Raw genomic sequence first — 22,811 nt, 5'->3', positions numbered from 1 at the left:
ACAATGCTCGAAAAAGAGAAGAAGCCCTTCAACGATGTCATCGATCATTTTGACAAGACAACCGGCAGACCAGAAAAAATTGAAATGAAAACACTCCCGAAACCGATTCGGATTATTGGCTATGTGCTGATCACCTGTGTTGTCGTGAGTACATTACTGATCATCGTTCTGAGCATATTAATTAATTAGTAGTTGTTCATAAGAATTTACCAATATTATTAGTAATGAGCAAATCACTTTCTGATATGGAAGTGATTTGTTTGTTAGGCATACGTTGAACAAAAGGCATCATTTTCAAGGAAAATCTTACAAATTACCATTTTAGAGTAATAAAACGGTTAATTTTTGGTATAATTGGCATGTGTTTTTATGATCAAATACCTCGCATAATCAGGCATCATGATAACGATCAACATAATCCCTTCTATATTAAATTTCTATCCATACAAAGAAGTATTCCAAAGCAATGATCAACAAATTATTTTTGCGTAGCAACTAACATTCATAGAAGGAGAAACTCGATGGCTAAGCTCGAAAATTATAAATACAGTATTGATGAAGCTTTTAGAGCATGTTTTTATGTTGTGCCGGATTATCAACGTGAATATGTCTGGACCGACCGGGAAGTTCAGCAGCTCCTTGATGATATTGACGATGAGATGACCAGTGGTTCTGGTAAAGAATATTTTATTGGAACGATTCTCGTTTCCCCAACAGATGTGAAGAATCATTATGAAGTCATTGATGGGCAACAACGCTTAACTACATTCTTTATCATTTTATGTGCTTTGAGACATCTGTTTCAGGGAGCTCCCCAGTACCAGACGATCAGCGAATTAATTTCTACAAGTTATACCAATATTGAAGGAGACACAATTTCAACCTTAAAATTAGATCCACGTTATGAAAATGCAAGTGAACTGATGGGCAAATTGGTGGAGATTAATTCTGATCCTGTTACGACTAAAAATGAAGTTTATGCAGCTGGAATTCAATCTTTCGGCTCTCTGGAAAATCTATTAAACGCCTATGATATTGTTTACCGATATCTGAATGATAATTATAAAGAGAAAGGCTTGCTAAAAAAATACTGGGGTTATCTGTCTAATAATGTGATTTTCATCCAAATTTCGACGGATATTAGTAGTGCACTGAAAATTTTTGAGACCATCAATGAGCGCGGTATAGGCTTGAATCCAATGGACTTATTGAAAAATTTGTTGTTCGCACAAGTTCAGAAAGGCGACTTTAACAAGTTGAAGGACATGTGGAAAAAGGTTACTGGGCCGTTGGAGAAGAATGGAGAGAAACCACTGCGTTTTCTCCGTTATTTTCTTATGGCAAATTACAAGATTAAGAATAACCGGAACGACTATGTTGTTCGTGAAGATGAAATTTATGATTGGTTTGCCAATAAGTCTAATGCTGCTTTATGTAACTATCAAAAAAGGCCTTTTGAATTTGTAAATCATTTGATTCTCAATGTCAGTCGATATATTGACTATATAAAAGGACGTGGAAATGACGGACAATACAATCTACAGATGAATCATCTGAGAAAGTTATGCGGTGGTGCATTTAGTCTGCACTACGTCTTGCTCCTTGCAGGGAGCAATCTTCCCAAATCATTATTTGATCATTTTGTCGAGCAGCTTGAGAGTTTCCTTTTCTACTACATTTTTACAAAGACCTCAACAAAAGAATTGGAACGCAATTTTTCTTTGTGGGCGGATGAACTCAGAGAGATTTGCAGCATAACGGATCCGAGTGAGCAGACCAAGCAATACAATCAGTTTCTGAATGATCACTTTACCAAAAATGTTGCCGCAAAATCGGTTGAACTTGCGGATGATCTAAAGAGGTATACATTGTATTCCATGCAACGCTATCGTACCCGTTACTTGCTTGCCAAGCTGACACAATTCGTCGATATGGCTTATAAAGGATTAAAAACACCAGGGGCTCTTGATGACTACGTATCTCTTGAAATTGAACATATACTGCCCAACACGCCAACTACTCAATTAAAAGACGAATTCGTCATGAACAATCCTGACAAGAACTATGATGAATACAAAAACATGCTCGGAAATTTAACCCTATTGGAGAAACCAATCAACATTGTAGCTAGCAATGATTTCTTTAATAAAAAATGCGCTGAATATAAAAAAAGCAAGCATTATCTGACAAGCAGCATTACCGGACTTGTGGTTGTCGGCAATAATAGTTCCATAAATCGAATCAATCTGTTTCTAAAAGCATTTAATGCTTGGAACGCAAACACTATTGAGGAAAGACAAGCGCTTTTGATCCAATTATCAAAAGAAGTGTGGAAAATAAAAGAAATTTAAATTAATTCAATGTGGCTGAAAATTCTGTGAAGTTAATACAAGAAGATAACATCCAAGTTGGGAACCGATGATATCATCTCTGTCTGCAAGGGAAATATGAGGATAACAATTTACAAATTTTAAATGAAAGGGTTATTATGATGTTTCAACTCAAAGCGCATGGCACATTTGAAATGAGAGGAATCAACATTTATCGAACTTCCGCATTCATTCAATGGGGGGATTCTGATCAATCGTTAGGTGCCTGTCTGCTATTGAATCCAGGATCAGCATCATTGGATGTAAAGTTAATGAGGAAACTTGAGCGATCTGGAGTTGCAAGCGGAAGTATCAATATTGATCCTACGATGGAACAATTAATCAAATTCCTCGAAAAAATTAATAGCGAACAGCCAATTTCCGGTAGGCTGTACATCTATAATTTGTTCACATTGAAAAATACCAAATCCCAGAATGCAATGAAACAATTAAAGGATGCTGTTGCAACTGGTGAATACAAACTAACGGAATCTTTAGTTGCGTCGAGTGAATTAAGAAAGCATCCTTGGATATTGCTTGGTTGGGGCGTAGATAAATTTAATCATTTGGGTAAGCAAATAAAAGATGCGTGGTTAGAACGTATTCGTGAATCTGGGATTCGATCCTTTGGAAAGAAGCATGTATATCGTGATGACTATTATCATCCTTGTCCACTGATACCAACTAAAAGGCCATTAATGCTTGAGGATCTAGTTAACATCTATAATCAAGAATTTCGTGTGCAGCGGTTCACTGTTTATGCGACTAAACCTAATTTGCTTGTAAATACAGAATCCAAAGGAACCAATTATTTGCATGAGTTGTTAAATGATGGGTGGCAGAAATCATTAGACAATCCAGAGATACTAGTTAAAAGCTTTTCAAATTTGCGGATTAGGGATGGTTATAAGTTAAGAGCCTATCAGTTTTTAGCAGGTGGCAATGGGAACGGAATTGTGTGGGCCATTCCAATAGATAAAGAATTGCCGGATCCGGAAAGTTGTGATCATGTTGATGACTTTATATCATCCCCTAGGCCTAATATTGCTTTGTCGGACTTTATGAGTGCCATTGAAGGTGACCAGACGCCATTATCTTATATCCAAGCGTCAGTAGTTTATCATGAGTTGCATGAATTCGGTGCTTTATGGCATGGTGTTTCCTGGGGAAGAGATCAAATCTTGCCATTGAATGAGGATTCAGAGGTATTGGAAAATGATTATGATTGGGATATGAATGAACCTATTCCTGACATCATTGAGCCTAATTTTTATTACAACAGTAAAGGAAACCCTGTTGTGATTTTTTACACGATCAATGATATTGGCCAAGTGACACTGAATCGATATGTTCACACGTTCAATAAGGAAAACTACACATTGGATGTTAAACATACTGTTATTGCTGAGGGTGGAAGCGGAATCATCTTTTAAGCGATATAGCACCGGTCTTTGATTTAAGCCCCAATAGGTTCTTGATCCGCCGCCGCTTTCTTTGATTTTATATTTCTCGAACAAAAATCTGAACGATCAATCAAGTGAAAACCAACCATCATTTTTAATCGACGAGTAATACCGATTTCTTTAATGACTAACTGTTGATGAATAGTGCTTTTGATGTTTGTAATGCATATGTGAAAAATTTTAATCAGAGGATGAATGGCCGGGTGCGATGCTGTCTGGTTTTTTCGCCCTGCTTTGAATTGATGCGGCGCGCTTGTGCTTGCCGGGAGGATAGATCTAAATCTCAAAGTTGAAAATCCGTCATGAGAAACAGAGCATGAACAGTTTGATTGCTTGCTGGGAACAAGTCTAAGTCGTGCTGCGATTAGAAAACGAAGAAGCGCAGACCGAACAGATAGAAACGAAGCCCGTGTTTTTGGCCCACTTGTCTTTTTCAAAGAACCATATGTAACATAGCTACTTCCGAAAAAAACGCTATGAAACAAACTGACCAACAGCCATGTGAGATACATGTGAACGTTTGGTTTCGTACAGAATTGGTTGTTCATAGAAAATCCTCCTTGTTTTAATCACAATAAAAAGCCGCCCATTCGATTATGAATGGGCGGCTTTGCCTGAACCCATTCAACGCGAATCTGGGTCCATGCATTCGTTAAGTTGTCAACGGATGCCAGGACCCTAGCTAATAATAATAATGGCTTTAACCATGCGTTGTAATGGGCGATTCATAGCAAATTGCTCCTTACCTGAATTGTCGAATTTTTTAGTAACGCAACTATAGCACTGCTGGAAATCGGTGTCAATAATAAATTTGCACAAATTACTGATTGCGCTAATTGCAACAAGTTTGCTTACTGCTCAAAAAATTTTTTTAAGTTATTTTCTTCCATAAGAGCGCTTAAAAAGCGGCGAGAAAAATACAAAAAGAGGGGTTGACTGAATTTTTTAAAGTGATTAACATTTGTGCCAACCCAAAAATTTCCGCTTGCAGATATGAAAAATCTGAGACGGGTTTCGAGGGTTTGAGGCAGAAAAACACAGAGAAGGATGAAGTGCCTCAGAGACAAAGGCTTATACAGAAAAAGAGAGGAGGAACCTTAAGTGACCGAAAGAACAGAACAACGCACAGAAACTGGTGCAGATTTACTGATTCGATTGATCAGACAATCGGGAACAGAAGTGCTTTTTGGTTATCCGGGAGGCGCGGTATTGCCGCTCTATGATGCGGTTTATCGCCACCACATGCGCCATGTGCTTGCCCGGCATGAGCAGGGGGCAGTGCACGCTGCCGAAGGCTATGCCCGGGTTTCGGGAAAACCGGGTGTGGTCCTTGCAACAAGCGGTCCTGGTGCGACGAATCTTGTCACAGGATTGATGGATGCGCTGATCGATTCACTGCCGCTTGTTGTTTTTACCGGACAGGTGACGCTTCAGGCGATTAATACCGATGCGTTTCAGGAGGCGGATGTTATCGGAATTACCGGATCGGTAACTAAGCACAATTTCCGCGTCCACAATGCGAGCGAGCTTCCTGAGGTGGTTGCAAAAGCATTTTTCTTGGCGACAAGTGGACGTCCTGGTCCGGTTTTGGTCGATTTGCCGAAGGACATTTGCGCGGGACAGTTGGAAAATACGCCGGATCTGGTTCGTGATTTCCAGCTTCCCGGCTATTGTGTGCCGAACAAGGCAGATGCCCGTGTGGTGAATCAACTCGTTCAAGCGTTGAAGAAGGCTGAACGGCCGGTGCTGCTTTCCGGAGCAGGTGTGCTTCATGCTCATGCAGCGAGAAAATTGCGGGTATTTGCTGAAACATGTCATTTGCCGGTGGTTACGACATTTCTAGGCCTCGGAAGTATGCCCGCATCGCACCCGCTATTTCTTGGAATGGGTGGAATGCACGGAACGTTTGCTGCTAATATGGCACTTTCCGAATGCGATCTGCTGCTGAATATCGGTTCACGCTTTGATGACCGACTGACCGGGAATCTTGAAAAGTTTGCGCCGAATGCTGAAGTGGCGCACGTCGATATTGATGTTTCAGAAATTGGAAAAGTGGTGCACACCGACTATGGTTTGGTTGGTGATGCTGGGGCGGTCCTTGATCAATTGCTGCACGCTTTGAACGAGCCAATGCCGGATCATCTCGACTGGATGAATCAACTAAACGGCTACGCCGATGCGCATCCGCTTCGCTATGATCATGTGCTGGCAAGCCGGGAATTGCTGCCGCAATACGTCATTGAACAGATTTGCCGCTTTGCCGGTCCTGACGCTGTTGTAGCCACCGATGTCGGGCAGCACCAAATGTGGACGGCTCAGTATTATCATTTCGAACAGCCAAACCGCTTTGTCAGCTCGGGCGGACTGGGAACCATGGGCTTCGGCCTTCCGGCTGCCATTGGCGCTCAGATTGCTTGTCCGCAGAAAAAGGTTGTGGCGATTATAGGCGACGGTGGCTTTCAAATGACGCTTCAAGAACTTGCGGTTATTGCAGAACGCAAGCTTCCGGTTAAGATTTTTATCCTGAACAATCATACGCTGGGCATGGTTCGGCAGTGGCAGGAAGCTTTTTATGGAGAACGCTATGCCGAATCAATTCCGGAAGTGCAGCCCGATTTTGTCCGACTTGCGGAAAGCTATGGAATTTCGGCTCATCGGCTGACTGATCCATCAGGTGCAGCTGCGACGATTAAATCAGTACTTGCGACCGATACACCGGTGCTTGTTGACTGCGCTGTCAAGCAAATGGAAAACGTTGCGCCGATGGTTCCTCCCGGCAAAGGCCTTATGGAAATGACAGGGGTGTGAGTCAATGAAACGGACGGTAATGGTTGAAACCGCTGCGAGTCCTGATGTGCTTACGCGGGTGACCATGCTGCTTGCACGCGGTAATTTATCGGTTGCTGATTTGCACGCAGAGCGAGAAGGGGATCGGTTTCAGATGGCGATGACACTGGCTGCGGATTGCGAGCGTCAGCTGAATCGTTTTGTCAGGCAAGCAGAAAAATTGGTTGATGTGTATTCAGTCGCCCTATCCGGCGAAAATGGATACGCGGCTGAACACGTTTAGTTAAAAATATTTCATTATTGGCAATAAATTAAAAATAGATAGGGGATACGAAAATGACAGCGAAAGTTTACTATGACAAAGATATCAATGAAAATGTATTGCGTGGAAAGAAAATAGCAGTTCTCGGTTACGGTTCCCAAGGACACTCGCAGGCTCAGAATCTGCGCGACAGCGGTTTTTCAGTCACGGTCGGCGTGAGGCCGGGCAAGTCTTGGGACAAGGCTCAGCGAGACGGCTTTCCAGTAAAAAGTGTCAAGGAGGCTGCTGCTGCGGCCGATGTAGTGATGATGCTTCTCCCCGACGAACGTCAGCCGGAGGTCTATTACAGTGAAGTTCAGGAAGGGCTTGAACCAGGGAATGCACTAGCCTTTTCGCATGGTTTCAATATCCATTTCACGCAGATCCTTCCGCCGAAAGACGTCGATGTATTCATGGTCGCTCCAAAAGGTCCTGGCCACTTCTGCCGCCGTGAATATCTGAACGGAGGCGGCGTTCCGGCTTTCTACGCTGTTGAACAGAACCCGTCCGGCGAAGCAGAGGAACTCGCACTTGCCTGGGCAAAAGGTCTCGGCGCGGCTCGTGCCGGTGTCCTGAAGACCACATTCAAGGAAGAAACAGAGACGGATCTTTTTGGTGAACAAGCGGTGCTGATGGGCGGTCTGACTCACTTGATCGAGGCTGCATTCGAGACACTCGTTGAAGCAGGCTATCAACCGGAAAATGCCTATTTTGAAACCTGTCACGAGATGAAAATGCTCACTGATCTGATCTATGAAAACGGTCTGACCGGCATGCGCTATTCCTGCTCCGACACCTCCAAATTCGGCGATTTCACCGTCGGTCGCTATGTCATCGATGATAGTGTAAAAGCCCGTATGAAAAAAGTCCTGGAAAATATCCAATCTGGCAAATTTGCTCGCGATTGGGTGCTTGAAAACAAAGTCGGCCGACCGATGTTCAACGCTCTTCAGCAGAAAGAAAACAACTCGGAGCTCGAACGCGTTGGACGTGAGCTACGCAAACTGATGCCGTTTGTTAAAGAAGGCAAGCAGGACAGCGAAGATATCACGGCTAATGTTGCACAATAAACCGTTCGTACAATCTGATTGCAACAGATGAAGGGGTGAAGACCATTGGGGATTATGTGTCAGCAGCGGATATCGCGGAGGCGCGCGAAACATTAACGCCTGTTGTTCATCGGACACCGATGCTTGAGTCGGCAACTTTGAACCGAATCAGTGGAGCACATCTGCATTTGAAATTGGAGAATATGCAGCGGACCGGATCATTTAAGCTCCGTGGGGCGTTTAATAAAATTGCTCATTTACCAGTAAAAGAACTGAATCGCGGTATTGTGACCGCATCTGCGGGCAACCATGCCCAAGGGATTGCTTATGCAGCATCAAAACGTGGTGCATTGGCAAAAATCTTTATGCCGGAGCGCACCCCGCAGGCGAAAATCCAAGCGACTGCTACCTATGGCGCTGAGGTTGTGCTTACCGGCGCATCCTATCAGGAAGCCTATGAAGCAGCGCTTACCGAATGCCGGACCAATCAATCTGTTTTTGTCCATGCCTTCGACGACAACCAGGTGATTGCCGGGCAGGGAACAGTCGCGGCAGAGATGTTCGCTCAATGTCCGGAGCTTGACACGGTATTTGTACCAATAGGCGGTGGGGGACTTGCTGCCGGAACGGTCTGCTATTTAAAAAGTGTCAAGCCTAGCATACGTGTTATCGGCGTTCAATCGGATCATGCACCAGCGGCGTATAATCTTTTTCATCATGATAAGAAACAGGCAAACCATGAATCGCCAGGTATAGCCGAAGGGATTCTCGTCGATAAACCAGGCGAGCGTACCGTTCCTGTTTTGAGACATTATCTTGATGATCTGGTAACCGTTACGGATTCGGAAATTGCCCAGGCAATGCTTCTGATGCTCGAACGCAGCAAGATGCTTGTCGAAGGTGCCGGTGCTGCCGCGCTTGGAGCAGTGCTTTCTGGAACGATACCTGTGCAAGGAAAGCACGTCGGTTTGATTGTCAGTGGCGGCAACGCGGATACGGAAGAGCTGGCACGGCTCAAACAAATGGCTTCTGGCGTGAGTAATAATGTCTGCAATCTCTGAAAGGTGGAACCTGTATGATCATTGATGCTCAAAAGATCAGTTGGGTGCGTTCGGATCACACGGTTCTCAAGAACGTGGACTGGCAAGTCCGCACAGGTGAACACTGGTCGCTTGTCGGGCTAAACGGTTCAGGGAAAACGACCTTGCTGAAAATGATCAACGGCTATTTCTGGCCGACGAGCGGTGAACTTTCTGTATTGAATCGGCCATTCGGGACCTGCGATCTGCGCGAATTGCGCAAGAAAATCGGATGGGTCAGCTCAGCCCTCTCTGAGAAATTCAGACCGGGCGAACGTCCGGAAGCGATTGTGCTCAGCGGCAAGTTTGCCTCAATTGGTTTATACGAGCAAACGTCGCCCGCCGAGCGTGAAAAGGCACACGCCTTATTAAATAAACTTGGTTGTGGATCATTCGAAAATCGAGCGTTCGGACTTTTGTCACAAGGCGAAAAGCAGCGAGTGCTGATCGCCCGCGCGTTAATGGCGGATCCAGAGCTGCTGATTCTGGATGAACCATGTAATGGGCTCGATCTGTTCGCAAGAGAACAGATGTTGTCGATGATTGCCGAACTGGCAAATTCGTCGGAGACGCCGTCTATGATTTTTGTGACGCACCATGTCGAAGAACTGCTGCCGTGCTTTGAACACACACTCTTGCTCAAAGCCGGTACCGTCTTTAAATCCGGACTTACAGGCGAGGTCATGACGCCTGAAATCATGACAGCATTCTATGATCACCGCGTTTCAGTGCAGCGGCGAGGCAGACGGCTTTCCGTTGCGCTGAATGAAAATGCGGCTATGGAATCAAGATTTTAATTCTGTTTTTCATTCTTTTAAACTCCAATAATAAATCTTTGCTTTTCTGCTTCTCTCCTGTCAATTAACAGATAAGAGAAGTTGGGAGAGCTTTTTTTGTTTTTTTGCAACAAAATCTATTTGCTTTGGGGCATTGTATTTTTTGAGAATTAACATGAATGTAAGCTCAAGATAAAAACGAGTTAAACATGCCCCGATAAGGCATCTTGCCGCTGTTTTTGCTGTGTTATGATGAAGTGATTCGACGTGAAGTGATCTGCTATAATAACAAACATTTTGATACAAAGATTTTTGAAATGCTGAAAGAGGAATATCTTTCGGAAGAAACCTTATTGAGCAGTTGATGAATGCGTATGGGGTGGATTCATACATGTTATAATGAAAAAAAATAAAGGTGGAGGAGTTGCTCGGATGGTAACCATTCGTGATGTGGCGAAACGCGCAGGTGTATCCGCATCGACGGCTTCGCGTGCACTTCGTAATAGTCCGCTCATAAGTTTGACAACGAGAGAAAAGTTGCAACGGATTGCAAAAGAGATGGACTACATACCTAATTTTTCCGCACATAATTTAGCAACAAATGAAAATAATTCAGTTGGAATTGTTTTCCCTGTCGATAAGAATCATTTATATCAAAATCCCATCTACATAGAGCTGATTGAAGGAATCAACCAGGAACTGACGCTGAGGCATTTCTTTTTGACCATAGCCTCGGGGAGTACGGACAAAGAACTGATGCAAAATATCAAAGTGATGATCGAGAACAGTAGGATTCAGCAATTCATTTTGTTGTATTCTGTAAAAGATGATCCAATACGAAAATACTTGCAGCAGAAAAAAGTAAAGTACGTAATCATCGGAAAACCGTATAGTGACGCAAACAGTATTCCCTATGTAGACAACGATAATGTCAGCGCGGGATTAGATGCTGCTGAGTATTTAATCAGTAAAGGACATCATCACATCGCCTATATGTACACGAGCAGGTACCAATTGGTTCAGACTGATCGGCTCCTTGGCTTTCAAGAAGCGTTACGTCGCAGGAATCTTGATGGATATGAGTTGAAAGTGGACATGAAAAGTATTGATGAAATACTGGCAGAATTTCTTCAACGGTGTCCGGAATTGACTGCTATTTTGGCGAGTGATGACATTTTAGCCTTTCAAGTGCAAAAGTCGCTACAACGCGTGGCATCGCAACGCTCTATTGAATTGATGGGATTTAATGATTCTTTATTTGCTGAATTTGCTGAGCCGAAGATCAGCTCGGTGCAGATATATCCGAAACGACTCGGAATTGCGGCTGCTCAATTGCTAATGAGGCAACTGGATCAAGAATCAAATGAGTCCTATGAAAAAATGATCATTCCTTACAAAATCATTAAACGAAACGGATATTGAAAACGTGAACAGATTTGGGAGTTATTCGAATGAATAGCTCTTTTTTTGGTATTGTTTGTGTAACCGTTTGAAAAATAAAAAAATAATCAATGCAAACGGTTGCGAAAATAAGCAAACTATTGCATAATAAATACATTGAAGAAAACGCTTTAAATTCATTTGAATAGGGGAGGACTTATCATGCTTGAGCTATCGAAACATGTCGTTGAACAAAATTATCAAAATAAAAATAGCAACAGTGCAACACATCTTCTACCGAATCTTCCAATCAGTATGATTTGGATGATCAGCTTTGGATTCTTAGGTGTACAGATGGCTTTTTCTTTGCAAAGTTCCAATATGGGACGAATTTTTCAAACCATTGGTGCAGATCCTACCAGACTCGGATTCTTCTTTATCCTGCCCCCTCTCGCAGGTATGGTTGTCCAGCCATTGGTCGGTTATTTTTCCGACCGTACGTGGATGCCTAGACTTGGACGTCGTCTTCCTTATTTGTTGATTGGCGCGCTGGTTGCAGTAATTGTTATGTGCCTGTTGCCGAATTCCGGAAGCTTTGGTTTTGGTTTCGGTTCTTTGACGGCGCTTACATTCGGTGCTGTAACGATTTTATTTATGGATTTATCATCAAACGTTGCGATGCAGCCGTTTAAAATGATCGTTGGCGATATGGTGAATGAAGAACAAAAAGGCTTTGCTTACTCCATTCAAAGTTTTCTCTCAAATAGTGGTGCTGTATTGGCCTGCATTTTCCCATTTGTCTTAACAACACTAGGCGTATCGAATAGCGCACCGAAAGGGGTAGTACCGCAATCAGTTGTGATCTCGTTTTATGTAGGCGCAATCATTTTGATTATTTGCAGCTTGGTTACACTTTTCAAAGTTAAGGAATATTCACCGGATGAATATAATACGTATCACAACATTTCAAAAGAAACAGCTAATGAAAAGTCAAGTATGTTTCAATTGCTTGTGCATGCACCAAAGGCGTTCTGGACGGTTACACTCGTGCAATTCTTTTGTTGGATGGGCTTCCAGTATTTGTGGACATATGGTGCAGGAGCTGTAGCCAAAAATGTTTGGCATACCGTTGATGCATCGAGTGCTGCTTATCAGAGTGCAGGAAACTGGTTTGGAATCTTATCGGCAATCTATTCATTTGCAGCTGTGTTATGGTCGCTTGTTTTGTCACGTATTTCAAATAATCAACGTAAATTATTTTATGCACTAAGTATTGCTCTTGGCGGTCTTGGATTTGGCTCGGTATTTTTCATTCACGATCAGTGGATGTTGGTCGCGTCCTTCACCTTAATAGGTATTTCCTGGGCAGCGATGATGACCTTCCCATTCACGATTCTCACGAACGCCTTGTCCGGTAAAAATATGGGGACGTATCTTGGACTATTTAATGGGAGCATTTGTCTGCCGCAAATCGTTGCTTCTTGTATCAGTTTTGTCGTCTTCCCGATCTTAGGATCATCCATGCCTGCGATGATTTTATTTTCAGGTATCATGCTCGTCATTGGTGCGTTTTCTGTTTCAATTATAAAGGAAACCTATGCTGATTAAGTTATAGCGATATGATTTAGATGGATTTTTTTCTTGACAATGCAACCGGTTGCATTTAATCTGATAATGAAGTTTGCATTCATACTAGCGAATAAAGGTGGGGTATTAGCCATGCAACGTATATTTGAAATTCATCCTTGGGAAGTCACTAGTCATCAACTAGATCGAGAGAATAAAAGACTACAAGAAAGTATGACCAGTATTGGAAACGGATACATGGGCATGCGAGGATTTTTTGAGGAAAACTATAGTGGAGACACATTGCCTGGAATTTATATCGGAGGCGTTTGGTTTCCTGATAAGACACGTGTCGGCTGGTGGAAGAACGGCTATCCGAAGTATTTCGGTAAAGTGATCAATGCCGTGAATTTTATAAAGACAAATATACTGATCAACGGTGAACCCATCGATTTAGCTGTTGATTCGATTCATGAGTTCAGTCTGAGTCTGGACATGAAGCACGCCATTCTCAATCGTCAATTTATAGTCGAAAAAGGCAGCGCCCAATTAAAAGTAACGATCAGCCGCTTCGTCAGTGCTGCTCAGAAGGAATTATTTGTGGATGCATATCAATTTAATAATGTCGGATCAACGGATGTCACCTTGACCGTAAACACACAAATTGATGCCGATGTGAAGAATGAGGATGCAAACTATGACGAGCGATTCTGGGAAATTGTCGATCAATCACAAGGTGAAACGAGCGGTACGGTCCTTACAAGGACAAAAGAGAATGCGTTTGGGACGCCGCGTTTCACCGTTGGTCATGAAATGGTTAACAAGACGGATCTGAATCCTGAAAAAATGGATGCTCTAGACATGGCGGTTCAAAATCAGTTCAACAAAAAACTTATACCTCAAGATACAGCATATTTTGAGAAGCGTGTTGTTGTCCTTACGTCACGGGATTTTGAAGACCAATCAAATTTAGTTAAAGCGATGCATGAACTGACTGCTCAAGTCGCTGATACATCATTGACAGATTTGCAAACGGCTCATGAGAATGTATGGGCGCGCCGCTGGGAGAAATCCGATGTTGTGATTGATGGTGACGATGCGGCACAGCAGGGAATTCGGTTCAACCTGTTTCAATTGTTCTCCACATACTATGGGGAGGATGATCGCCTGAACATCGGACCTAAAGGTTTTACCGGTGAAAAGTATGGCGGCGCGACGTATTGGGATACAGAGGCGTTCGCTGTTCCAATGTACTTGGGTGTGGCCGATGCTTCAGTCACGCGCAACCTGCTCATGTACCGCTACAAACAACTGGATGGCGCGTTTATCAATGCCGAGCAGCAAGGCTTAAATGGTGCGTTGTTCCCAATGGTAACCTTCAACGGAATTGAATGCCATAACGAATGGGAAATCACTTTTGAAGAAATTCATCGAAACGGCGATATTGCTTTTGGTATTTATAATTACACGCGTTACACAGGTGACAAAACTTACGTGTTGCATGAAGGTAGCAAGGTTTTAACTGAAATTTCACGTTTCTGGGCAGACCGGGTGCACTATTCAAAACGTAACGATAAATACATGCTGCATGGCGTGACCGGTCCCGATGAATATCAAAATAATGTGAACAACAACTGGTATACCAACTATCTCGCGAAGTGGACGTTGAAATACACACTTGAAATTCTGAAGGAAGTTTCGCCTGAACAAGCGGCTCAATTAAATGTGTCGCAAACGGAAAAAAATCAGTGGCAGGAAATCATCGATAAAATGTATCTGCCTGAAGATAAGCAGCTTGGCATTTTTGTTCAAGATGATGGCTTCCTCGATAAAGCGTTAATCCCGGTCCGTGACCTTCCAGCTGATCAATTGCCGATTAACCAGCATTGGTCATGGGATAAAATATTACGTTCGTGCTACATCAAACAAGGCGACGTGCTTCAAGGAATTTGGGACTTTATTGATGACTTTACACCGGAACAGAAGAGAGCCAATTTTGATTTCTATGAACCATTAACGGTTCACGAATCCAGCTTATCGGCGTCAATCCATTCAATACTCGCTGCCGATCTGCATGAGGAAGATAAGGCTCTTGAAATGTATGAGCGCACCTCGCGACTCGATCTTGATAATTACAACAACGATACCGGGGACGGCCTGCACATTACCTCTATGACGGGGAGCTGGCTTGCCATTGTCCAAGGCTTCGCGGGAATGCGTGTTCGTGAGGATCGCTTGCACTTTGCACCGTTCCTGCCAAAGAGTTGGAACGCCTATCAATTCCGAATCAATTTTCGCGGTCGGATTATTCAGGTACATGTTAGTTCTGAGGGAACGAAACTGACATTAGTAACGGGGCAAACGCTCACTGTTTATGTATATGGGCAGCCAACTCAACTTGAATTCAAAATAGTATCAGCATAATCAGGAGAAGATCAAATCCTTGCAATGTACTGGGAGGGGGTAGTTCATGAACATTTTACAAAAGACCATTGGCTCAATCAATGACAGGCCGGTCAAGCAATACACATTGGAAAATGACCGTCATGTTCAGGTTGTTTGCATGTCTTACGGAGCTACTTGGCGAGGATTTATGGTTCCAGGTCGTGATGGCCATCGGCATAATCTTATTTTGGCATTTGATGATCTACACACCTACGTGACAAACCCCTTCCATGTAGGCCATTCAATTGGCCGAGTAGGAGGACGTATTAAGGATGGGAAGTTCTCCATTGCCGGGGTGAATTATCAAGTTCCGGCAAATGAGGGGACAAATCTAATTCACGGAGGGAGCAATGGGTTTTTCAACTATCTTTGGGATGCCGTTTTGGAGCAGGACAAAGGTGCAGTAAAGGTTATCTTTACACGAAGGATCAGTTCTCAAGATGACGGTTTTCCAGGAACAATGGATGCAAGAATTGCTTATACTTTGGACAATCAGAACAAGGTCACCATTGAATTTTGCGGAAAAAGCGACGCAGATACCCTCTTTAATCCGATGACGCATGTGTATTTCAATTTAAGTGATGCACAGACAACCATTATGGATCATGAACTTCAGATTAATAGTCGGCAGCATGTGGAAGTCGATGATCAGAAGATTCCGACCGGCAGGCTGCTTGAAAACCGAGGGACCGCATTTGATTTTTCTAAACCTATGCTGTTGAAATCTTCCTTAGCTAAGTTAGAGCAGGAATCAAGTGCAAATCAATTTGATGATGCATTTAAACTGTACGATCATGAGCATCCTGCTGTCGTGTTTCGCGATCGTTATTCACAACGACAAGTAACCGTCACGTCTGATCGAAATGGTGTGGTTATGTTTACAGCTAATCCTAACGCGATCAGTAATCCGGAAGCAAGCCTGCCCTATAATGGACTGGCAATTGAAGCACAGACGCTTCCGGACGCTATTCATCATCAGAATTTTGGCAATATCATCTTAAAAGCGAATCAAATGAAGCGCTATACCGTGCATTACCAATATGAGACTATTAAATAAAGAGAGGAGTCCTTCAATTGGCAGACTTTAGCAAGATTAAAGGATTTATATTTGATTTGGACGGCGTGATTGCTGATACGTCGAAGTATCACAGCAAAGCATGGCATGAGCTCGCTGATGAACTCGGTGTGACTTGGACAAAATCCCTTGAAAATGGACTGAAAGGGATCGGTCGCATGGATTCATTGATGATGATTTTGAAGGCGGGCAATAAGGAACATGCATTTAATGAGAGTGAAAAAAATCAACTCACAACTAAGAAAAACGACTATTATTTGACACTTATTAAAGGAATGACCGAAGAGGATGTTTTGCCAGAAATCACACCTTTCTTAGAAGATTTGGATGCTCATCATTATAAGATTTGTTTGGCATCTGCCTCAAAAAATGCACCAATTATTCTTAAAAAATTGAATCTGGTCAGATTTTTTGCGGAGGTCGTCGATCCGACTACTTTAAAAAAGGGCAAGCCGAACCCTGAAATTTTCATTCGCGGTGCCGAACAACTGAATCTGCGTCCTGAAGAATGTATTGGCATTGAGGATGCCGCTGCAGGCATTCAAGCAATTAATGATGCTGGAGAAACGTCCATCGGCATTGGTGATGCTGATGAACTACACGCAGCCGATATCAACTTGGCAAGTACGAAAGAACTGACACTTAAGCGCATCGAATCCGAATTGAATGTCAAGGTCAAATAGAATCAGAGCCATCTGTGAGAGATTTGGTCAAAAGGAACAAGAAATCTAAAATTAAGGGCTTATGAACGGAACTCCTGAAGTTGGGAAATAAAATCCAGCTTCAGTTCTTTTTCTAACTGTGCAAAGAAATAGACTTTTTCGTTTTTTCTACGTAAACGATAAAAGAGTTATTTACATTTTTTATATAGGAGACCAGCCTGAGAAAACTCGGCAATTCATTACCGAGATGAATCAGTGCCTAGGGCTGCTTTGAACCTCCAGAATCGGCAAGCCCAGCATATCGGATCTCTCAAACCGATCTAATGATCAAAATTTTTCCTATGTTATCCGAATTTTATGCGAGGTGAAATTCACGCATACTTGAAACGGATGCAATTATTGAGCTTACTAATGGCGAAAGCAAAAAGACGCAAGGCCAAGGTGCACTGATGATTACAAAACGGGCAGAGGATTACGGTGTGACTGCTCATCATACAAAAATACCAATCGTACGAGTCCGGCTTTTTTATATTTGCTTGGTCATGCGGAAAAAGAGGGCTACACAGCCAAATTGTAAGCAGTGAAGGGATAATTCGGAATGAAACTTAACTAAGCGGAGGAACGAGCATGGAAGTCAAAAAAGCGAACGAACTTGGTGAGTCTGTTCGAAATCAGATCAGTGATGTTTTTGTCGGCGGTTTCATGCAATGGCTGCAGTACTTTTCCAAGGATCCGAAGAAACTGTCGCAAGCCTTTGCCCATATGTTTCTGCTCGAAAAATTCTATGTAGCCGTTTTTGACGGTGAGATTGCGGGAATTACCGCCTGCACGGATGGAAAATCGCCTTGCGTGCGCCTGAAGACGCGGGAGCTCATCCGCCACATGGGGATAATCAGGGGGACAATTGCTGGAATGGTGCTTAAAAAAGAATTTGAAAATCATCCGTACCCGTTCCCGATCGAGTCCGGCCGCGGCTCGGTGGAGTTTGTCGCTACTGCGGAGGGGCATCGCGGCAAAGGAGTTGCCTCGGCAATCATTCGGCATATTTTAGACGTCGAATCGTACCACTCCTATGTGCTTGAGGTTGCCGATACCAACACACCCGCTGTTCGCCTTTATAGGAAGCTTGGCTTTCGGGAACTGATGCGCGTGCCACAGAAGCATAGCAAGCAAAGCGGGATCAACGCGCTCGTGTATATGAGTTATTAAAAGCCGAAATTGGTAGACATTCCTTGAATCGCATGACTTAGGATGCGTTTTATTTTTGTCTAGGAAATTATAAAAATTCGACTTGTGGATAACGCCGTGAAACTATTTATAGACCTTTTGAAGGAGCAGGATATGGCGAAACGAAGCAGTAGGGTCATCAAGCGTATTCTTAAAGAACATTTTGATGGATTTTGGGAATTCCATTCCGACTTGTTTCCGCTATCGAAAAGACATCAAGGAAACGGTTCAAAAAACCATTAAATGCGAGACGCGTGATTTAGGCTATGCCAAGTATGAATGCTTCGGCTGCGAAGAAAACCCTATGCTCGTCTTCGGCTGCTTTACCTGCAAAAGTTGCTTTTGTCATAAATGCGGAAAAAATATACGGATGATTGAGCGATCAGGCTGGTGTCGAATCTGAAAAATAGACGGAAAGATTCCGCTTAAATAGAAAATGAAGGAAAAAATAGCTTAAATAGACGGAGAAATTCCGCTTATCGAATCAAAAAACGTGGAAATGGAGCTTTTTGCAGTGCATAACCGGAAAAATTACCCTTATTTACCCACGAAACAAGCTCCATGATGTAAATAACCGGAAAATTTCCGGTTATTTATTTCAAGTGCTCAATTGCCAAATTGATCAAAAGCAGCTTTAAATTCATCCTCATGAGCAACAAAAACATCGACTAGATCCGGATCGAAATGTTTGCCTCGGTTTTCCTTAATAATTTCAATGGCTTTTTCATGTGAATACGCCAATTTATACACGCGCTCAGATCGCAAGGCATCATAGACATCAATGAGAGCAACGATGCGTGCGGCAAGCGGGATCTTTTCTCCGATCAGCCCGTCTGGATAGCCGCTGCCGTCCCATTTTTCATGATGGGAACGAGTGATGGCAATGCCGAACTCTAAAAAGTCATTTCCCGGATATTTATTATGAACCTCGGATAGTGTATTCGCGCCAATCGCGGCGTGAGTCTTCATCACTTCAAATTCATCATTCGTCAGCTTACCTGGTTTCAAGAGAATGCGATCAGGGATCCCCACCTTGCCAATGTCATGCAGCGGAGCGGTTTTATAAAGGTTGTCACTAAATGCGTCATTAACTTTATTTTGGTATCTTGTTATCTGCTGCATCTTTTCTGACAGTAGTTTGCACAACAATGAGACGCGTTCAACATGAAAAACGGATTTAGCATCTCTGGATTCCAGTAATTTAACAAGTGAATAAATGGTCGCCATTTGCGCTTCACAAAGCGCTCGTTCTTTTTTTAGATTTCGATGGTATTCTGCCTTGTGGTAGTCAGCGAATGCGCCGATAATGAGCGCCATAAAAATGTATAGGACTAACCTTATGCCCCGGTTTTAGGAGACTGGTTCAGATGCAGAGATTCATTCAAAGGCATGAACGGTCCAATGAGCAGGGCGCTGAATACGGCATGAATGATGCCTGCTTTCTTGCCGTTTGTTGCGGTAACAATAGCGATAGGCAGGTACATAAAATTTGTGAAAACACGCTCTGTTCCGCCTGTATAATAAACTATGCCGGCAATTATGAATGATAGAAGATAGCCGATAATCATAATCGATTGATGACGAAACTTATCTTTGATGTGAATTATTTTTAGAATGGCATGCACGATCCTTTCTTAGATATGAGAGAAGTGTTTATTCATAATATAGCAAATTTTCCGTAATAGGAAATAAAAAAACAGCAGGAAACTGCATAAATTGTTCTGACTTAACGAGGACGCAGATTAAATGGATTACCTAAAAACACCAGTGCATACTTATGTGTTCATGCGGGTATGACAAGAACAGAATACATAACCGTTCAGGGAGGACAAACTATGGATACGAAAACAACTTGGCAAACGATCGACGCATACATTGCGCAGTTTCCTGCCACGGTGCAGGAGACGCTTCAAACGTTAAGAAAAGTGATTCACGAGGCCGCTCCGGAGGCAACTGAGAAAATCAGCTATCAAATGCCAACCTTCGTACTGCATGGAAATTTGGTGCATTTTGCTGCATACACGAGTCATATTGGCTTTTATCCAGGAGCGAGCGGGGTAGCCGCTTTTCAAGGTGAGGTTACGAGCTATAAAACTTCAAAAGGAACCATTCAATTTCCGATTGATGAGCCGCTTCCCTACGATTTGATTCGCCGTATCGTTACCTATCGGGTTAATGAAAATATGACGAAGGCGGAAAACAAAGCAAAACGTAAGAAATGAGGCGCGTGCTTCGATTATAATGTCGGGAGGGATTTTCATGCAGAAAATAGTGCCTTATCTATGGTTTGATCATCAAGCAGAAAAGGCGGCGAAGTTTTACACGTCACTTTTTAACCAGTCAACGATCATAGACACTTCTCGCTATGGTGAGGCAGCTCCGGATTCCTTAGAAAAGGTGCAGGTCATGAGCGTGACGTTCCAACTTGAAGGTTGAACGGCGGTCCGCATTTCACTTTCACACCTGCGATCTCTTTCTTCGTGAATTGTGATTCACTCGAAGAAGTGGACAGCTATTGGGCGAAACTCTCGGAAGGCGGAACGGCCTTGATGGAGCTAGGCACGTATCTGTTCAGCGAGAAATTCGGTTGGATTCAAGATCAGTTTGGCGTGTCTTGGCAAGTTAATCTCGGACATCGCAAGCAAAAAATCACGCCGTCGCTGATGTTTGTGGGCAAACAGCATGGCAAAGCCGAACTGGCAATGAATGACTATATCTCCCTTTTCGACAATTCGGCGATTGAGCACATCGAGCGTTATGGACATGACGCAGAGGAGATGTCGGGAACTGTCCAGCATGCACAGTTTCACCTTGCCGGTCAGGAATTCAAGGCAATGGACAGCGGATTGGATCACGCGTTTACCTTCAACGAAGCGATCTCTCTCTTTGTAAACTGCGAGACTCAGGAAGAAGTCGACACCTTGTGGGACAAGCTGTCCGAGGGCGGCGCAGTCCAGAAATGCGGCTGGCTTAAAGATCAATACGGTGTATCCTGGCAAATCATCCCGACCATTTTATGCGAACTGCTGCAGGATTCCGATCTGGTCAAATCGCAAAACGTGATGCAGGCGATGCTCCAAATGAAGAAAATAGACATCGCTGCTTTGAAACAAGCATACATACAGTAAAAAAGCGCGACACTTTTCGATGGGAAAAGTGTCGTGCTTTTAATTTTCACGCCGATTAACGAGCTGTTTTCTGTTATTAAAAAATCCACGGTAGGACAGATAACAGGAAATAAATGAAGAAATCGCTGTTGTCGAGAGCAGCATGAAGGTAACCATGATCTGGTATTTGATTGCTTCCATCGGTGATGTTCCGGCAAGGATGAGTCCGGTCATCATTCCGGGAAGTGAAACAATGCCGAGTGTCTTTGCTGAATCAATGGTCGGGAGCATCCCGGTTTTTATCGAGTCGCGGATGATTTCTTTGGATGAAAGAAGAGTATCCGCGCCGAGCGCAAGCTTCGTTTCAATTTCCTCTCGCTTGTTTTTGAAATCGGACGCCATTTGTTTGTAACATAACCCGAGCGCAACCATCGAGTTGCTGATGATCATGCCGCCGATCGGAATCATTTGATACGGTTCATATCGGATGATTCCGGACAGAATCAGGATCAATAACGTCAGGAGTGTGCCGACGGCGATAGACAGAAAGGAGATCAACAAACCTCTTTTGATGGCTCGTCCTCGTTTCGCGGCATTGTAGGAGGCATTAAAGGTCATGAACAGCAGCAAAAAGGTTGTAAATGCCGGGTTTTTATAGCCGAACACAAAATTCAAGACATATCCGACTGCGACGAGCTGGATGACTGCACGAACCACACTAATGATGGTTTCTTTTTCAAGCTTCAGCTTTTGCCAATAAGAGAAGAAAAGGGTGACAAAGACCAGTGATGAAGCGATCATCAGCGATGTGACATGGATGGTTGTTGAACCGTTCATTGGATCGCCTCCAAAGTGCGAATCTCGCCACTTTCAATAGTGAGCAGCTTATTGGCATGTTTCCTGCTTTGCTCCGTGTTATGTGTGATCCACAGGATGGTTGTCCCCTTTTGATTGAGCGATTTTACAGCCTGCTCAACGATTTCGGTATTTGCTGCATCTAGGGCAGAAGTCACTTCATCAAGAAGCAGAATTTCCGGCTTGAATAGCAGGCTGCGAATCAATGCAATCCGCTGTTTTTCGCCTCCGGAAAGGTTTTTCACTTCTTTATGTAAATAATCACCTGCTATATGGAAGATGGAAAAGAGTTCGTCGACTCTCTCTTGATCGAAGGACACATTTCTGACCACAAAAGGAAATTCAAGATTCTCTTTTACTCGGTCCCCAAATAAATAGGGCATTTGAAAGCAATAAGCAATCTGCATTCTTAACTCCATCGGATTATAATCGTTCAGATTCTTTCCCATAAATGAAATAACTCCATCAGTCGGACTAATTAAATGGCAGCAAAGCTTGAGAAATGTGCTTTTACCACTTCCCGAAGGACCGACAATCGAAAGAAAATCTCCCGTATCAATGCTAACAGACATGTCTCTAAGAATGGATTGATTGTCGTTGGTGAAGAACACATGAGAAAATTCAAGTAGTGACACAGAGATGCACCGCCGTTTCTATAGAATAGATAAAT

At 43.3% G+C, this 22,811-nt stretch carries 22 protein-coding genes and 1 pseudogene; 18 read left to right on the top strand and 5 right to left on the bottom strand.

Annotation, left to right across the window (positions count from 1 at the left end; genetic code table 11):
• Positions 1–3 precede the first annotated feature (3 nt).
• From ABWW58_RS09295 to ABWW58_RS09285, 3 genes are all read left to right on the top strand, one after another.
• Entirely contained in the window at positions 4–189 is a 186-nt protein-coding gene (locus ABWW58_RS09295; RefSeq protein ID WP_353868868.1) for an amino acid transporter, read from the top strand.
• Between the two features lie 332 nt (positions 190–521).
• Positions 522–2,351, top strand: a complete 1,830-nt coding sequence (locus tag ABWW58_RS09290) for a DUF262 domain-containing protein (RefSeq protein WP_353868867.1) — start codon at positions 522–524, stop codon at positions 2,349–2,351.
• Between the two features lie 140 nt (positions 2,352–2,491).
• A complete protein-coding gene (locus ABWW58_RS09285) occupies positions 2,492–3,802 on the top strand; it encodes a hypothetical protein (RefSeq protein ID WP_353868866.1) in 1,311 nt (436 codons plus the stop codon).
• A gap of 23 nt (positions 3,803–3,825) precedes the next feature.
• On the opposite strand, the gene ABWW58_RS09280 is transcribed toward ABWW58_RS09285, so the two are convergent.
• Positions 3,826–4,380, bottom strand: a complete 555-nt coding sequence (locus ABWW58_RS09280; protein WP_353868865.1) for a hypothetical protein — start codon at positions 4,378–4,380, stop codon at positions 3,826–3,828.
• Positions 4,381–4,933: 553 nt separating this feature from the next.
• On the opposite strand from ABWW58_RS09280, the gene ilvB reads away from it, so the two are divergent.
• The 12 genes from ilvB (at position 4,934) to ABWW58_RS09220 (ending at position 18,582) form a co-directional block, all read left to right on the top strand.
• Positions 4,934–6,640: a biosynthetic-type acetolactate synthase large subunit gene (gene ilvB, locus ABWW58_RS09275; RefSeq protein WP_353868864.1), complete on the top strand. Its 1,707-nt coding sequence runs from the start codon at positions 4,934–4,936 to the stop codon at positions 6,638–6,640.
• Between the two features lie 4 nt (positions 6,641–6,644).
• Positions 6,645–6,902 carry an ACT domain-containing protein gene (locus tag ABWW58_RS09270; RefSeq protein WP_353868863.1) on the top strand — a complete coding sequence of 86 codons (258 nt, stop codon included), beginning with the start codon at positions 6,645–6,647 and terminating at the stop codon, positions 6,900–6,902.
• Between the two features lie 53 nt (positions 6,903–6,955).
• Positions 6,956–7,990, top strand: coding sequence for a ketol-acid reductoisomerase (ilvC, locus tag ABWW58_RS09265; RefSeq protein WP_353868862.1), 1,035 nt, complete (start codon positions 6,956–6,958; stop codon positions 7,988–7,990).
• A gap of 35 nt (positions 7,991–8,025) precedes the next feature.
• Positions 8,026–9,030 carry a threonine ammonia-lyase gene (locus ABWW58_RS09260; protein WP_353868861.1) on the top strand — a complete coding sequence of 335 codons (1,005 nt, stop codon included), beginning with the start codon at positions 8,026–8,028 and terminating at the stop codon, positions 9,028–9,030.
• A gap of 14 nt (positions 9,031–9,044) precedes the next feature.
• Positions 9,045–9,845: an ABC transporter ATP-binding protein gene (locus ABWW58_RS09255; RefSeq protein WP_353868860.1), complete on the top strand. Its 801-nt coding sequence runs from the start codon at positions 9,045–9,047 to the stop codon at positions 9,843–9,845.
• A 411-nt stretch (positions 9,846–10,256) separates the two neighbouring features.
• Entirely contained in the window at positions 10,257–11,246 is a 990-nt protein-coding gene (locus ABWW58_RS09250) for a LacI family DNA-binding transcriptional regulator (RefSeq protein WP_353868859.1), read from the top strand.
• Between the two features lie 273 nt (positions 11,247–11,519).
• Positions 11,520–12,812, top strand: a complete 1,293-nt coding sequence (locus tag ABWW58_RS09245; protein WP_445783428.1) for an SLC45 family MFS transporter — start codon at positions 11,520–11,522, stop codon at positions 12,810–12,812.
• Positions 12,813–12,923: 111 nt separating this feature from the next.
• Positions 12,924–15,194 carry a glycoside hydrolase family 65 protein gene (locus ABWW58_RS09240; protein ID WP_353868857.1) on the top strand — a complete coding sequence of 757 codons (2,271 nt, stop codon included), beginning with the start codon at positions 12,924–12,926 and terminating at the stop codon, positions 15,192–15,194.
• A 46-nt stretch (positions 15,195–15,240) separates the two neighbouring features.
• The gene (locus ABWW58_RS09235; protein ID WP_353868856.1) at positions 15,241–16,272 is read left to right on the top strand and encodes an aldose epimerase family protein; all 1,032 of its coding nucleotides are present in this window, start codon (positions 15,241–15,243) and stop codon (positions 16,270–16,272) included.
• A 17-nt stretch (positions 16,273–16,289) separates the two neighbouring features.
• Positions 16,290–16,973 (top strand): beta-phosphoglucomutase, encoded by a 684-nt coding sequence (gene pgmB, locus ABWW58_RS09230; RefSeq protein WP_353868855.1) that lies wholly within the window; start codon positions 16,290–16,292, stop codon positions 16,971–16,973.
• Positions 16,974–17,579: 606 nt separating this feature from the next.
• Entirely contained in the window at positions 17,580–18,161 is a 582-nt protein-coding gene (locus ABWW58_RS09225; RefSeq protein ID WP_353868854.1) for a GNAT family N-acetyltransferase, read from the top strand.
• Positions 18,162–18,345: 184 nt separating this feature from the next.
• Positions 18,346–18,582 carry a transposase zinc-binding domain-containing protein gene (locus ABWW58_RS09220; RefSeq protein ID WP_353868853.1) on the top strand — a complete coding sequence of 79 codons (237 nt, stop codon included), beginning with the start codon at positions 18,346–18,348 and terminating at the stop codon, positions 18,580–18,582.
• 203 nt (positions 18,583–18,785) lie between these two features.
• Here the strand turns inward: ABWW58_RS09220 and ABWW58_RS09215 are convergent, their stop codons facing one another.
• The gene (locus ABWW58_RS09215) at positions 18,786–19,496 is read right to left on the bottom strand and encodes an HD-GYP domain-containing protein (protein ID WP_353868852.1); all 711 of its coding nucleotides are present in this window, start codon (positions 19,494–19,496) and stop codon (positions 18,786–18,788) included.
• A 20-nt stretch (positions 19,497–19,516) separates the two neighbouring features.
• Entirely contained in the window at positions 19,517–19,804 is a 288-nt protein-coding gene (locus ABWW58_RS09210; RefSeq protein ID WP_353868851.1) for a hypothetical protein, read from the bottom strand.
• Between the two features lie 210 nt (positions 19,805–20,014).
• Here ABWW58_RS09210 and ABWW58_RS09205 point away from each other — a divergent pair, with 210 nt between their 5' ends.
• The 3 genes and pseudogenes from ABWW58_RS09205 to ABWW58_RS09195 all read left to right on the top strand — a co-directional run bounded on the left by ABWW58_RS09205 (position 20,015) and on the right by ABWW58_RS09195 (position 21,307).
• A complete protein-coding gene (locus tag ABWW58_RS09205; RefSeq protein WP_353868850.1) occupies positions 20,015–20,401 on the top strand; it encodes an iron chaperone in 387 nt (128 codons plus the stop codon).
• Between the two features lie 19 nt (positions 20,402–20,420).
• Positions 20,421–20,743 (top strand): annotated as a pseudogene (locus tag ABWW58_RS09200) (VOC family protein); the annotation flags it as partial.
• The gene (locus tag ABWW58_RS09195) at positions 20,729–21,307 is read left to right on the top strand and encodes a VOC family protein (protein ID WP_353869078.1); all 579 of its coding nucleotides are present in this window, start codon (positions 20,729–20,731) and stop codon (positions 21,305–21,307) included. The pseudogene ABWW58_RS09200 and the gene ABWW58_RS09195, both read left to right, overlap by 15 nt.
• Before the next feature lie 39 nt (positions 21,308–21,346).
• Here the strand turns inward: ABWW58_RS09195 and ABWW58_RS09190 are convergent, their stop codons facing one another.
• Entirely contained in the window at positions 21,347–22,123 is a 777-nt protein-coding gene (locus ABWW58_RS09190) for an ABC transporter permease (RefSeq protein WP_353868849.1), read from the bottom strand.
• A complete protein-coding gene (locus tag ABWW58_RS09185; protein WP_353868848.1) occupies positions 22,120–22,776 on the bottom strand; it encodes an ABC transporter ATP-binding protein in 657 nt (218 codons plus the stop codon). Before ABWW58_RS09185 ends, ABWW58_RS09190 begins: the two co-directional genes overlap by 4 nt.
• Between the last annotated feature and the right edge of the window lie 35 nt (positions 22,777–22,811).

The sequence above is a fragment of the Sporolactobacillus caesalpiniae genome, assembly GCF_040513385.1.
Classification (GTDB): domain Bacteria; phylum Bacillota; class Bacilli; order Bacillales; family Sporolactobacillaceae; genus Sporolactobacillus.
This window is presented reverse-complemented; position numbering and strand designations above follow the sequence as displayed.